The sequence below is a fragment of the Variovorax sp. KK3 genome (genome assembly GCF_001984055.1).
GTDB lineage: Bacteria > Pseudomonadota > Gammaproteobacteria > Burkholderiales > Burkholderiaceae_C > Variovorax.
The window spans coordinates 21918-33987 of record NZ_LYVO01000079.1; the positions used below are offsets into that span (position 1 = coordinate 21918).

The following is a 12070-nucleotide window of genomic DNA, read 5'->3' on the forward strand; positions in this document are numbered from 1 at the left end:
GTCGGAGGTTTCGTGGATGGGCGGTGATGCGGTGTCAAGGAATCATAGTTTTTGATGGGTATTAATCAGAAATAGAATTTCGTCATTCCTGCATCACGAACCTTGATCGGGCCTTCTCATGGACTTCAAGCAACTGCGCGCCTTCCTCACCGTGGCCGAAACCGGCAACGTCACGCGAGCCGCCGAGGTGCTTCACCTGGTCCAGCCTGCCGTGTCGCGGCAACTGCGGTTGCTGGAGGAAGACATCGGCGCGCCGCTGTTCGATCGCGGTCGGCACGGCATGTCGCTGACGCCGGCAGGCCAGTCGCTGGTGGCCTACGCGCGGCGCGCCATGCTGGAGCTGGAGCGCGCCCGTGTCGAGATCGGCGCTGCCGACAACGAGGTGGGCGGCGTCGTCACGCTCGGCTTGCTGCCGAGCACGATCGACATCTTGTCGAGCCCGCTCGTGGGCGCCGTGGCGTCGCAGTACCCGGGCGTCCGCATCCGCATCGCGATGGGCTATGCGGGCACGCTGCTACGCTGGCTGGAAGCGGGAGAGATCGATGCCGCCCTGCTCTATGGCGCGGCGCGTTCGGCGGAGGTGCAGTCCACGCCGCTGATCGAGGAATCGCTGTGGGTCATCGGGCCGCGCGATGCCGGGTTGCGCAAGAGCAGGCCGGTGCGACTGGCGCAGCTTGTCGGCCGGAAGATGGTGCTGCCCAGCGCGCCCCACGGCATCCGCGCCTTGGTGGAGCATGCCTGCGCCGTCGGCAAGGTCACGCTCGACATCTGCGCCGAGACCAACGCGCTGAGCGTGCAGCGCAGCCTGGTGCTCGGCGGCCACGGCCTGACCATCCTGCCGCCGATCGCGGTGGCCGAGGATCTTCGCAGCGGCAAGCTGTCGGGTGCGCCGCTGGCCGATCCGCCGATCGCCCGCACGATCGTCCTGGCCCTGCCCTCCAACCGGCCCACCGGCCGGCACGTGCGCTGCGCAGTCGACCTGCTGGTCGAGGAGGCACGAAAGGCGGTCGAGGCCGGCCAGTGGCCCGAAGGTCGCTGGCTGGCCTGAGATGGTCGACGGTCGCTACTGCCTGGGAATGTCGAGTTCCTTGATCAGCTTCGCGTAGAACGCCGACTCCGACCGGATGAAGGCCCCGAAGTCCGCTGCAGAGCCGCCGGCGGGCGACAGGCTGATTTCGGTGAGCTGTTTCTGGAAATCGGGCGCAGCCAGCACCTTCTGCGCGGCGGCATTGAGCTTCTGCACGATGGCCGGTGGCGTGCCGCCCGGGGCCAACAGGCCCATCCAGTACACTGCCTTGAAATCGGCGATGCCGGCCTCGGCCACGGTCGGCACGTCGGGCAGCGTGGGCAGGCGCTTGTCGCTGGTGACGGCCAGCGCCTTGAGCTTGCCGCTCTTCACGTAAGGCACGGCCGTGGGCGACGTCTCGAACATCAGGTCGACGTGGCCGCCCACCAGATCGGCGAGGGCGGGTGCCCCGCCCTTGTAGGCCACGTTGACCATGTCGGTGCCGGTCGCGCGCATGAACACGCGCGCCGACAGGTCCTGCGGGTTGCCGATGCCCGAGGTGCCGAAGCTCAACTTGCCGGGGTTGGCCTTGAGGTAGCTCACCAGCTCCGGCACGCTCTTGGCGGTCACCTTGGTGCTGTTGACGATCAGCACGTTGGGCTGGTCGGCGACGCGGATGATGGGCGCCAGGTCCTTCAACGGATCGAAGGGCAGCTTCTCGAACAGGTGCGCGTTGGTGGCGACGCTGAAGGGCGCCATCACCAGCGTGTAGCCGTCCTTCGGCGACTTGGCGACCAGGTCCATGCCGATGTTGCCGCTGGCACCGGGGCGGTTGTCGACGATCACCGGCTGGCGCAGGTCTTCCGACAGCTTCTGGCCCAGCAGGCGCGAGACCATGTCGATGCTGCCCCCGGGCGGGAAGGGAACGACGAGGCGTATCGGCTTGGAGGGATAGTCCTCGGCAGCCACGGCGTTGCCACCGGAGGACACCACCAAGGCCGCGGCGCAGGCCAGCGTGCGAATGAAGTTTTTCATGGTGCTTGCAATTGAAGTGGGGAGTTGAACGACGGGCGATGCATGGCTTTTCAGCCCCTGCCCTCGGCGATCCAGCGTCGCTCGTGCCAGGACGTGCAGGCCTGGAAGCCGCGCGCCACGCCGAGCACGCGCGCATCGGCATCGGTGGGGCCGGCGATCTGCAGGCCGATCGGCAGGCCTTGCTCGTCCTCGCCCATCTGCACCGAGATGCCGCACAGGTCCAGCAGGTTCGCGATGCGGGCATAGCGCACGGGCGGCTTCGTGTGGTCGGCGCTGCGAAGCGGCCGCGCCGTCCACTGCGAGGTGGGCGTGAGAAAGACGTCGAGGTCGTCGAAGTGGCGGGCGAACACGTGTTTGAGCGCCTCGCGCCGACGGCAGGCTGCGACGTACTTTGCCGCGCTGAACCCTGCACCGGCCAGGATGCGCGGCCGCACGGAGGGGTCGATCTTCAGGGCTTCGTCGGCTGCGAGGTGGCCCCAGCTCGCCGCGGCTTCGGACAGCATGATGGTGCTCGACACATCGGCGATCTCGTCGAAGCTCGCCGGCAGCACGAGCGGCCGCAGCTGCGCGCCCTGTTCGCGAAAGGTGTCGAGCGCGCGCCGGTAGGCGCGATGGCTTTCGAGCTGCAGTCCTTCGAGGTCCGCCTCGGCCAGGTAGCCAACGCGCAGGCCTTGCAGCGATGGGCTGGCACCCGCCTGCAGCTCGGAAGCCGGGAAGGCCCGCGCGTCGCCGGTCAGGGTGGCGAACATCGAGGCCGCGTCCTCGGCCGTCTGGGCCAGCACGCCGACGCTGTCGAGCGTGGTGCTCAAGGGCACGACCCCTTCGCTCGGCAGTTGTCCGATGGTCGGCTTGAATCCCGTCACGCCGCACAGCGATGCGGGCACGCGCACCGAGGCGCCGGTGTCGGTGCCGATGGCCAGCGGCACCATGCCGGCCGCCACGGCCACTGCGGAGCCGCTGCTCGATCCGCCCGGCGACAGGTGCTCCGCGCCGCCCCAGGGGTTGCGCGGAGCGCCCATGTACTCGTTGGCGCCCCAGGCACCGAGCGCGAACTCGACCATGTGCGTCTTGCCCACGATGACGGCGCCGCATTCCAGCAGGCGCCTGGTGACCCACGCGTTGTCGCTGGCCACGTTGTCGGCGAGCAGGGTCGAACCGGCCGTGCTGGGCCGGCCCTTCACGTCGATGTTGTCTTTCAATGCGACCGGGATGCCGTGCAGCGGCCCGCGCCACTGGCCCGCGCGAATCTCGTGGTCGGCGGCCTGCGCCGCGAGCAATGCCTCCTTCGCGTAGACGCCGACGAAGGCGTGCAGCCGGCCGTCCAGCGCTTCGATGCGCTGCAGCGCGTGCTCGGTCAGGTCGACCGACGTGCATGCGCCGGAGCGCAGCATCTCGCCCATCGAGACCAGGCTGGGAAAGCCTTCGACGAGGATCTGCGACGCCAGCTTCATGCCTGCACTCCCATGGCCTTGGCGATCAGGGCCGAGGTGCCCATGATGTCCGGATATTTCTCGCCGGCATCCAGGCGCTTCAGCGTGAGCTTCTCGTCGCGCATCATCTGCAGGGCACGCTGGGCACTGGCTTCGATGTCGGCCACGGGCAGCACGAGCACGCCGTTCTCGTCCGCCAGGATGGCATCGCCCGGGTTCACGGCCACCGAGCCGCAGGTCACCGGCACGCAGAACTCGCCGCCCAGCCCCAGGCTCTTGACGGTGACGGCCGACGTGCCCTTCGACCAGACGGGCACGCCGTACTGCCGCAGTTCACCCAGGTCGGTGACCAGGCCGTCGACGACGATGCCTGCAACGCCGGCAACCTTGGCCGCGTAGGCGACCGCGCCGCCGAGGGTGGCGATGGTCTCGTCGCCGCAGCGATCGATCACGATCACGTCGCCGCGCCGCGCGCGGCCGACGGCGTGGTGCACCATCGCGCCGTCCATGCCCGGCACGCGCACGGTGACGGCCGTGCCGGCGATGCGGCGGTCCTTGAAATGCGCACGGATCGACGGCGTCATGAAGCCGGTGTGCCGGAAGTGCCCGATGACGGCGGGCTCGGCGCTGGCCAGCAGATCGAGAAGGGCCGCGTCGATTTGCGCGGGAAGGTCGTTGAGGACGAACAAGGTGGGTTCCTGCAATGCTGTGGTGGTGCGGCGGACTGTAGGAGCGGCACGCCCGGCCGAAAAGTCACAAATCCGGACCCCGGGCTATAAACTGAATTGATGTTGCGCATCACGTTCAGACAGCTGGAGGCCTTCTACTGGGCGACCACGCTGGGCACGGTCAACGCGGCGGCCCGGCACCTGTTCGTGAGCCAGCCGGCCATCACGGCGCGTGTGAAGGAGCTGGAAGACATCCTCGGCGTGGCGCTGCTGACCCGGAGCCAGCAGGGCGTGCAGCTGACACCTGCTGGCCGCGAGGTGCTCGACCATGCGAAGCACCTGCTCGAGCAAGGAGAAGCGCTGGAGAAATGCGGCGCGAACGAGGTTCCGCCTCTCGACGGCGTGCTGCGCTTGGGCGCGGACGAGACCTCCGCCGCGGTGGCCGTGTCGGAGCTGCTGCGGCAGCTCAAGGTGCGCTACCCGGGCCTTCGGGTCGACCTGAGCATCGAGCGCAGCAAGGTGCTGCATGAAAGGCTGAACCGCCGCGAGCTCGACGTGGCCCTGCAGACCAGTCCCGTGGCGCGGCCCCACGTGGCGGACGAGCTGCTGGGCTCGGTGCAGGTCGCATGGGTCGCAGGTGCCTCGGTGGCGCTGCCGCACCTGCCCTTCAGCCCCGGCGATGCGGCCTCGGTGCCGCTGGTGACGAGCCCGCCGCCCTCCATCCTTCACTACGTCACGCGCGACTGGCTGGGCGATTCGGGCGCCGACCACCATCGGATCAACACCTGCAACTCGCTCGCGATGATGGTGAAACTGGTGCGCGACGGCCATGCCATGGCGGCGCTGCCAGTGCCGGTGGTGCTGGACCCGCTCAAGCAAGGCGCGCTGAAGCTGGTCGAATCCGAACCGGCCCTGCCCGCCGTGGCGTACTACGTGTCGTACCTGGTCGAGAAGCGCCAGTCCGGCGTCGAGGTCATCGTCGCACTGGCACGCGAGGTGCTCACCTCGGCGCAGTTCTTCGTCGACGGGCCGGTCCCCTCCCCGGCCGGCCCGGCCGATCGAATCAGTTGAGACCCAGGCGCCGCAGCGTCTCCGTCAGGCCCAGCAGGTCCGACGTGAAGCTGCCTTGTGCGATGGCTTCGCGCTGCTGCACTTCCTTCTCCTCGCGTGCCAGGCTGGAGGCGATGACCGATGCCACCTCGTCCTGCGCCACCACGGCCAGGCCGTCACGATCGCCGACGATGATGTCGCCGGGACGGATCAGCACGTCGCCGATGGCGACCGGCACCTGGACCTTGCCGGGCTGGTTCTTCGCCGTGCCCTTGATCGACAGGCCGCGGCAGAACACCGGAAAGCCCAGGTCGATGATCAGGTTGGCATCGCGCACGCAGCCGTTGATCACGAGGCCGGCGATGCCGACCTTCATCGCCTGGATGGTCAGCACGTCGCCCCAGGGGCCGGCTTCCATGAAGGCCTTGGCGTCGACCACGAGCACGTCGCCGGGGCGGGCCTTCTGCACGGCGTAGTGCAGCATCAGGTTGTCGGCCGGGCGACAGTCGACGGTGAAGGCCGGGCCGGCGAGGCGCACCGTCGGGTCGATCGGCTTCATGCCTTGGTCGAGCGCGCCCTTGGCGCCCTGCGCCTCGTAGACGGTGGCGGCTCCCAGGCCGCGCAGCTGCTGCAGTTGTTCTTTCGTTGCAGTGGCGGCCATGCTCAGCCCTTCCGCTGCAGCGTGTGATAGCCCAGCGCTCCGCGCGCCTGACCCAGCGTCTTGCCCTGGGCGATCTGCGCGCGGATCTCGGACTCCACGCCTTCGATCTTGCGGGCCAGCTCGGCCACCTCGCGCACACGCTCACGCGGAACGACCACCACGCCGTTCGCATCGGCCACCACGATGTCGCGCGCCACGACGCGGGCGGTGCCGATCGACACCGGCGTGTTGACCGATTCGACCTCCACGCGGTCCTTGCCGGTGCGCATGAAGCGGCCCTTGGTGAACAGCGGATAGCCGTCGCCCAGCGCCTTGGAGACGTCGCGGCACACGCCGTCGATCACCGTGGCGCCGATCTTCCGGATGCCGGCGTACTGGGTCATGATGTCGCCCCACACCGTGCAGTCGGTGCGGCCGCCGTTGTCGATCACCACCACGTCGCCCTCGGCCACGTCGTCGATGAAATCGCCCACCGTGCCGGGCGGCGTCGAGGCCGACACGTACTTGACCGTGAACGCCGGTCCGACGACGACCTGCTTGTAGTTGTCCAGCGGCGCGATGCCCAGGCATTGGCCCGGCAGGCCGAGCTTGTCCATCGCGTCCGAGACGCCGGGGGTGTCGAGGCCGGCGAAGAGCTCGACCAGTTCCTTGTCTTGCGCGTTCATTTCGTGCTTCCTTGGTTGATGGCTTCGAATTCCTTGTCGTGCATGACCTCGGCGACCGAGCGGCCGCTGCGCACGGCCTGCACCATGCCGTCCTGCCGGCGCGCGATGCGCTCGCCAAGGTCCAGCACTTCCTCGATGCGGGCGGCCGGCACGAAAACGGCGCCACAGCGGTCGGCGATCACGTAGTCGTCTTGCTGCACGGTCACGCCGGCCATCTGCACGGGCTTGCCCGAGTCGATCTGGATGACGCGGTTGCGCGCGCTGATCATGGTGACGCCGCGGCCGTAGACCGGGTAGCCGATCGATTCGCTGCCCTCGATGTCGCGGCTCAGGCCGTCGATGACCGAGCCCCGCACCTTGCGTGCCACGGCGGCGTTGGCCAGGATGTCGCCCCAGCACGAGATGCCGTCGACGCCGCCGGCGATCACCAGCACGCGATCGTCCGTCGTGACCTCGGCGATCACGGGCGAGATCAGGTGCACGGTGGGCTTCGCATCTGTTTTGGGGCCGAGCTGGATGGTGCTGGCACGGCCCACGATGCGAGGGCAGTTCCAAAGCGGGCGCAAGCCGTACGTTGCGCCAGCGAGGCTCAGAAAATCGAGCGCGTCGGAGACGGTGTTCGTGTCCAGCGCGGCGAGGCGATCGAGAAGAGTGGGATCGGGAGTGGTCATGATGATGGCTAAGGTCCGTGTGGTTCTTGTGCTCGGGTCGTTAGGGCCTGTGCGGTGTCGCGTTCAGCGCTTGTACGGATAGGTAGTACGTGGGAGCCCATGGCCCCGCCGCTGGCGCCGCACATCCGGCCAGCAGCGCAGCTGCCGCCATCACCGATGCGGCCGCCGCACGCGATTGGCGAAAACGCAATGGACTCATGGCCCGCGGTCCGATCGATCAGTCCGCCGTGGCGCCGGACAACTTCACCAACTTGCCCCAGTTGTCGATCTCCTGGGCCACGATGGTCTTGAAGGCCGCTGGCGTGTTGCCGACCGGCACCGAGCCCTGGTCGGCCAGCGTCTTGCGCACACCGGCGTCCTGCAGCACCTTCTGCAGGGCCGCGGCCAATTTGTCGACGACGGCCGGCGGCGTACCCGCGGGTGCGAACACGCCGTTCCACAACGCCACCTCGAAGCCCGGCAGCGCTTCGCCGACGGCAGGTACGTTGGGCAGGCGCTGGGCGCGGGTCTTCGTCGTCACGGCCAGGGCGCGCAGCTTGCCCCCTTCGATGAAGGGCAGCACTTCCACGAGCGGGGAGAACACGGCCTGGATCTGTCCGCCGATCAGGTCGGTGTTGGCCGGAGCGCCGCCCTTGTAGGCGACGTGCTGCATGTCGCCCTTGGCCATGCTGTTGAACAACGCGCCCGACAGGTGCGATGCGGAGCCCGCGCCGGCCGAGCCGTAGTTGACCGGCTCCTTCTTCGCCTGCACGTGCGCCACGAACTCCTGCAGGCTCTTCACCGGCAGCTGGTTGTTGACGGTCAGCACGTTCGGAATCAGGGCCACCTGCGAGACCGGTGCCAAGTCCTTGCGCAGGTCGCTTCCTGGCGGGCCAGTCCTGGGCCTGGGCAGAGAGGCCCGCGGCGGCCAGCAAGGCTGCGGTCGCGATTCGGATGAAGGGGCGGCGGGTCATGTTGTCTCCATGTTCGTGCGGGCGGCGGCATGGCGCTGCCGGCCCTGAGTCGTGCACGACTCTGGGTTGATGGGAAGGATCGAAAAACTCGGGAAAAACTCAGGACAGGTCAGCGTCGAACTGACGCTTGACCTCGTCCGCCGGCGGCCGCTCGGCCACCTGCTTCGATGCATCGCGGAAGGTGACGCGCACCGTGCCGGCATCGGCATCCACCTCGACGAAGTCGCCGGTCGAGATGACGTGCGTCGGGTCCTGGTCCAGTCCGGCCACGGCGGGTATGTTGCCGATGATGGCGCCGATGGTGGTCACGCCCTCCGGGCTCACCTGCACGAAGGCGACCGGGGCCGTGCCGCGCGAGACCATGTCGTAGATCTTGTACGAGCCGCCGGTCGAGCCCTTGCCGGTCTGGAACACGAGCACCTTGCCGGCGATGTTGACGCCTTCGATCTCGTGGCCGGGCTCCGTCACGATGCCGGTCATGTTGTCGACGCCGCCGTTGAAGCTGATGGCCTCGCGCGTGACGACCGCCTCGCCACTGGCCTGGCCCTTGACGATCTTGCGTCCCGTGAGGACGAGCGTTGCTGCTGCCATGGCTTTCAGCTCCACACGCCGCTGACGGCCGCTTTCATCACGCGCTCCAGATTCCCGTAGTGGGTGGGAAGACCGAACTGGCCCGGCGCGTAGAAGGCCATCTTGGCCGAGTTGGTGGTCAGGGTCTTGTAGCCCTTGGCCGGCGCGATGACGCGGCTGCGGGCGAGGAAGGGGCAGGTCTCGCGCACGACCACGCCGCCTGCTTCCTCGATGGTGCGGATGTAGCCGTTGCGCTCGGCCATCGCGTACATCGCGCCGGCCGTCGTCACCCAGAGGGCCACGTCCGGGTGGACCTTCTTGCCCTCCAGTGCCTCGGCCACTTCGCGAAGCTCCTGCACCGACGCGTTGGGGCAGCCGACCAGGATCCAGTCGACATGGTCGGAGGGCTCGCGGTTGAGTGCGGCCTCGGCGGCCGCCTTTTCCGCATCGCCGAACACGAGCACCTTCTCGGGCTCGCGTCCTCCGAAGGCTTCTTCGAGCGAGGGCGCTTCGGGCGTGACGCCCACGGCATGGAACATGCTCACCGAGCCGGACGACGCGAGCGCCGCGCTGAGCGCCTTCAATTCCTCGAGCGTCGGCGCCCCGGGGATGCCGGTGAAAACGGGCGTGTCCTGGCCCGCGATGCGGCCGGTGAAGTAGCCGAGCGTGCCGTAGTCGGTCATGTCGCGCAGCGTCGTCTCGACCTTGATCAACAGCTTGCCGTAGCGGTTCTGCTTCAGGTGGAAGCCATATTCCGGCGTGCGGCCGGTCAGTGCCGAGGCCAGTCCGCTCGGTCCGCCTTCGCGATTGGTGCGCGCGCCGCACACCGAGTTGGCGAAGACCACGGCCGAGGATTCGCCCCAGGCCATGTGCTCGCCGAAGCGCGGGGAATTGCCGACCAGGTAGGGGATGCAGGTGTTGCAGCTGTTGGCGCCCATGCCCGCATAGGCATCGGTCAGGCGGGTCTGCAGGATGCTGTCGGACTCGGGGATGCCGATCTCCTTCCACTTCACCGGGTCGACCGCCGTCGGGTTCGTGGTGACCCGGGTGATGAACTTGCCGCCCTGCTTGCGGATGTCCTCCACGAAGCGCGTGCCGGCCTCTTCGGCCACCAGCACGGACGAGCCGGCCATGTGCACGTTGTTGATGGCAACGAGGCGCTCCGCCCCGAAACTCTCGCCGAGCGCGACGAGGATCTGCATGGCCTTCTGGACCGCCGGGCCCTTGTCGCCATCCAGCATCGCCGTTTCTTCATCCGTCAGAACCATCTGTTCGTCTCCTTTGCAGCGTCGTGGGAACGCCGATCCATGGAGCGAATTCTGGGTGCGGATGTCGATCGGCAAAAGCGATAAATTGGAATTGATCTACATTCCTCGGCGAGATGGACTCGCACGAATGGAGGATCGAATCGTGATGACCTACAAGCAACTGGAAGCGTTGTTCTGGGTGGTCCAGGCGGGCGGCTTCTCGCAGGCTGCCAACAAGCTGCACACCACGCAATCGGCCGTGTCGAAGCGCGTGCAGGAACTGGAGTCGACCTTCGACACGCCACTGTTCGATCGCAGCATGCACAAGGCCAGGCTCACCGAGAAGGGCGAGGAATTGTTCCTGCTCGCCAAGCGCCTGCTCGAGCAGCGCGACGCGGCCATCGAGCAGTTTCAAAGTGCCGAGGTGCTCGAACGCCACGTGCGCATCGGCGTCACCGAGCTGACGGCCATGACGTGGCTACCGCGGCTCGTGAACGCCATCCAGGCCAGCTATCCGCGCGTGATCATCGAACCGCACGTCGATGCGAGCGCGATGCTGCGCGACAGGCTGTTGGGCGACGAGGTCGACCTGATGATCGTGCCCGATGTCTTCGAAGACCGGCGCTTCATGTCGAAGCGCGTCGGCGTGGCGGAGCATGCATGGATGTGCAAGCCCGGGCTCGTGGGCCGCCGACGGCGCGTTCGCATGCACGAGCTGACGCAGCACCGCCTGCTGACGCAGGACGAAAGGTCGGGCACCGGCCTGCTCTACGCGCGATGGATGCGGTCCATCGGCGTCACGCCGGAGAACACGGTGTTCAGCACCAGCCTGGTCGCGTTGATCGGACTCACCGTGTCCGGCATGGGCATCAGCTACCTGCCGAAGAACTGCCTCGCGCCGATGATCGATGCCGGCGCGCTGGAGGTGTTGTCGGTCACGCCTGCATTGCCCCCGGCGCCCTACGCCGCCATCTGCAGGAGCGACCGCCAGAGCGGGCTGGTGTCGGCCATCGCCGGCCTCGCGCAAAGCCAGTGCGACTTCGGCCGCATGTTCCAAACGCTCGGCGGCGCGGCGTCACCAACTCACGCGTAAGCCCAGCGACCCTTGCACCGCGCTGCGGATCTGCGTCTCGCCGCCGCTCGACCAGATCTTGCCGAGTTCGCCGTACACGCTGACGCGTGGCGACAGGGTCAGCGTGACACCCGCGGCCAGTTCGCTGGACGACCGGCTGCCACCGCCGCTGGAGATCAGTGCGACACCGAGCGGGCCGATGTAGCGCGCGGTGTCGGCACCGCCGCCGGCATGGTAGAAGTTGACCCGCGCATAGGGCTGCACGCCACCGAGGGTCGAGGGGAACTCGCCCTTGATGCGCGCGCCCACGCGCACCAGCCAGCCGTCGTTGCTGTCGGTCTGCACCTGGGCACCGCCCACCGTGACGTCGTCGAAGCGCACGCGCTGGTGCACCAGTTGCAGCTGTGGCTCGATCTTCCAGGTCGGGTTCAACGCGAAGCTCTGGCCGACTTCGACCGAGGCCAGGAAGCTGCGGCCCTTGCCCTTCACCGGCAATTCCAGGATGGGCGTCAGCGTGTAGCGCTGGTGTCCGCCCTGCAACACGAAGTCGGCGTAGAAGCCACTCGCATTGGCATAGGTCGCGTAGCCGCCCAAATACTGCGAACGCAGGTCGCTGCTGCCGACCGGCCCCCAAATGCCGAGGTCGAGTGCGCTGACGTTGGACTTGCCATCGAGCCGGCCGACGTAGACGCCGGCGCGCCAGTCGCCGCTGGCCCACAAGTCGGTTCCGACCTGCACGCCGTTGAGATGCCCGTCGCTCAACGAGCCGAACCCGCCGCCCTGGCGGATGTCGAGGTCGGTGCGGATGAGACGCGCCCAGGCGCGACGTCGATCGGTATCGGACGCGCCGCCTGCGCGCAGATTCTCGTCACCGATTCGTTGATGCAGATTGCCCACCATCGCAAAGCCGGCCTCGCGCTGCTGTGCCGGCAATGCGGCGATCAGCGGAGCGGACTTCGGCGTGACGATCGGCGGCGCCGTGAACTGCAGCGCCGGATCCAGCCCGACACCGGGTGAAGGAGCGGGGCCGGCGGATGGGGCG

At 67.9% G+C, this 12070-nt stretch carries 13 protein-coding genes; 3 read left to right on the forward strand and 10 right to left on the reverse strand.

All coding sequences use genetic code 11. The features are described 5' to 3' along the window. The first annotated feature begins 118 nt into the window (after window positions 1-118). On the forward strand, window positions 119-1048 hold the full coding sequence (locus B0W80_RS27900) for a LysR family transcriptional regulator (RefSeq protein ID WP_077002410.1): 930 nt from the start codon (window positions 119-121) through the stop codon (window positions 1046-1048). A 15-nt stretch (window positions 1049-1063) separates the two neighbouring features. Here the strand turns inward: B0W80_RS27900 and B0W80_RS27905 are convergent, their stop codons facing one another. From B0W80_RS27905 to B0W80_RS27915, 3 genes are read right to left on the reverse strand one after another with little or no spacing between them, the layout of a single operon-like run. Beyond that, window positions 1064-2041: a tripartite tricarboxylate transporter substrate binding protein gene (locus B0W80_RS27905; RefSeq protein WP_077002411.1), complete on the reverse strand. Its 978-nt coding sequence runs from the start codon at window positions 2039-2041 to the stop codon at window positions 1064-1066. 50 nt (window positions 2042-2091) lie between these two features. Beyond that, complete coding sequence (locus B0W80_RS27910; protein WP_077002412.1) at window positions 2092-3492, reverse strand: amidase; 1401 nt, start codon at window positions 3490-3492, stop codon at window positions 2092-2094. Next, window positions 3489-4160, reverse strand: a complete 672-nt coding sequence (locus B0W80_RS27915) for an RraA family protein (RefSeq protein WP_077002413.1) — start codon at window positions 4158-4160, stop codon at window positions 3489-3491. Before B0W80_RS27915 ends, B0W80_RS27910 begins: the two co-directional genes overlap by 4 nt. Window positions 4161-4259: 99 nt before the next feature. Here B0W80_RS27915 and B0W80_RS27920 point away from each other — a divergent pair, with 99 nt between their 5' ends. Continuing rightward, a complete protein-coding gene (locus B0W80_RS27920; RefSeq protein WP_077002414.1) occupies window positions 4260-5210 on the forward strand; it encodes a LysR family transcriptional regulator in 951 nt (316 codons plus the stop codon). Here B0W80_RS27920 and B0W80_RS27925 read toward each other — a convergent pair. The 6 genes from B0W80_RS27925 to B0W80_RS27950 form a co-directional block, all read right to left on the reverse strand. Then, complete coding sequence (locus B0W80_RS27925; RefSeq protein WP_083745685.1) at window positions 5203-5850, reverse strand: 4-carboxy-4-hydroxy-2-oxoadipate aldolase/oxaloacetate decarboxylase; 648 nt, start codon at window positions 5848-5850, stop codon at window positions 5203-5205. The two genes, B0W80_RS27920 and B0W80_RS27925, sit on opposite strands and share 8 nt — an antisense overlap. Before the next feature lie 2 nt (window positions 5851-5852). Beyond that, window positions 5853-6515: an RraA family protein gene (locus B0W80_RS27930; RefSeq protein ID WP_077002416.1), complete on the reverse strand. Its 663-nt coding sequence runs from the start codon at window positions 6513-6515 to the stop codon at window positions 5853-5855. Further along, on the reverse strand, window positions 6512-7186 hold the full coding sequence (locus tag B0W80_RS27935) for an RraA family protein (protein ID WP_077002417.1): 675 nt from the start codon (window positions 7184-7186) through the stop codon (window positions 6512-6514). Before B0W80_RS27935 ends, B0W80_RS27930 begins: the two co-directional genes overlap by 4 nt. Before the next feature lie 217 nt (window positions 7187-7403). After that, window positions 7404-8030 (reverse strand): tripartite tricarboxylate transporter substrate-binding protein, encoded by a 627-nt coding sequence (locus B0W80_RS27940; protein ID WP_256856703.1) that lies wholly within the window; start codon window positions 8028-8030, stop codon window positions 7404-7406. A 208-nt stretch (window positions 8031-8238) separates the two neighbouring features. Continuing rightward, on the reverse strand, window positions 8239-8730 hold the full coding sequence (locus B0W80_RS27945) for an aconitase X swivel domain-containing protein (protein ID WP_083745687.1): 492 nt from the start codon (window positions 8728-8730) through the stop codon (window positions 8239-8241). Between the two features lie 5 nt (window positions 8731-8735). After that, window positions 8736-9977 carry an aconitase X catalytic domain-containing protein gene (locus B0W80_RS27950; RefSeq protein WP_077002418.1) on the reverse strand — a complete coding sequence of 414 codons (1242 nt, stop codon included), beginning with the start codon at window positions 9975-9977 and terminating at the stop codon, window positions 8736-8738. 145 nt (window positions 9978-10122) lie between these two features. Between B0W80_RS27950 and B0W80_RS27955 the strand changes: the two genes are divergently transcribed. Beyond that, on the forward strand, window positions 10123-11049 hold the full coding sequence (locus B0W80_RS27955) for a LysR family transcriptional regulator (RefSeq protein WP_077002419.1): 927 nt from the start codon (window positions 10123-10125) through the stop codon (window positions 11047-11049). Here B0W80_RS27955 and B0W80_RS27960 read toward each other — a convergent pair. Next, on the reverse strand, window positions 11032-12070 hold a 1039-nt coding region (locus tag B0W80_RS27960), incomplete at its 5' end, for an autotransporter outer membrane beta-barrel domain-containing protein (RefSeq protein WP_143684808.1). The genes B0W80_RS27955 and B0W80_RS27960 overlap by 18 nt on opposite strands.

What these genes read in the sequence shown, in the direction of transcription:
- B0W80_RS27900 (WP_077002410.1), top strand. Translation starts at nt 119, where the DNA reads ATGGACTTCAAGCAACTGCGCGCCTTCCTCACCGTGGCCGAAACCGGC.
- B0W80_RS27905 (WP_077002411.1), bottom strand. Translation starts at nt 2,041, where the DNA reads ATGAAAAACTTCATTCGCACGCTGGCCTGCGCCGCGGCCTTGGTGGTG.
- B0W80_RS27910 (WP_077002412.1), bottom strand. Translation starts at nt 3,492, where the DNA reads ATGAAGCTGGCGTCGCAGATCCTCGTCGAAGGCTTTCCCAGCCTGGTC.
- B0W80_RS27920 (WP_077002414.1), top strand. Translation starts at nt 4,260, where the DNA reads ATGTTGCGCATCACGTTCAGACAGCTGGAGGCCTTCTACTGGGCGACC.
- B0W80_RS27925 (WP_083745685.1), bottom strand. Translation starts at nt 5,850, where the DNA reads ATGGCCGCCACTGCAACGAAAGAACAACTGCAGCAGCTGCGCGGCCTG.
- B0W80_RS27930 (WP_077002416.1), bottom strand. Translation starts at nt 6,515, where the DNA reads ATGAACGCGCAAGACAAGGAACTGGTCGAGCTCTTCGCCGGCCTCGAC.
- B0W80_RS27935 (WP_077002417.1), bottom strand. Translation starts at nt 7,186, where the DNA reads ATGACCACTCCCGATCCCACTCTTCTCGATCGCCTCGCCGCGCTGGAC.
- B0W80_RS27945 (WP_083745687.1), bottom strand. Translation starts at nt 8,730, where the DNA reads ATGGCAGCAGCAACGCTCGTCCTCACGGGACGCAAGATCGTCAAGGGC.
- B0W80_RS27950 (WP_077002418.1), bottom strand. Translation starts at nt 9,977, where the DNA reads ATGGTTCTGACGGATGAAGAAACGGCGATGCTGGATGGCGACAAGGGC.
- B0W80_RS27955 (WP_077002419.1), top strand. Translation starts at nt 10,123, where the DNA reads ATGACCTACAAGCAACTGGAAGCGTTGTTCTGGGTGGTCCAGGCGGGC.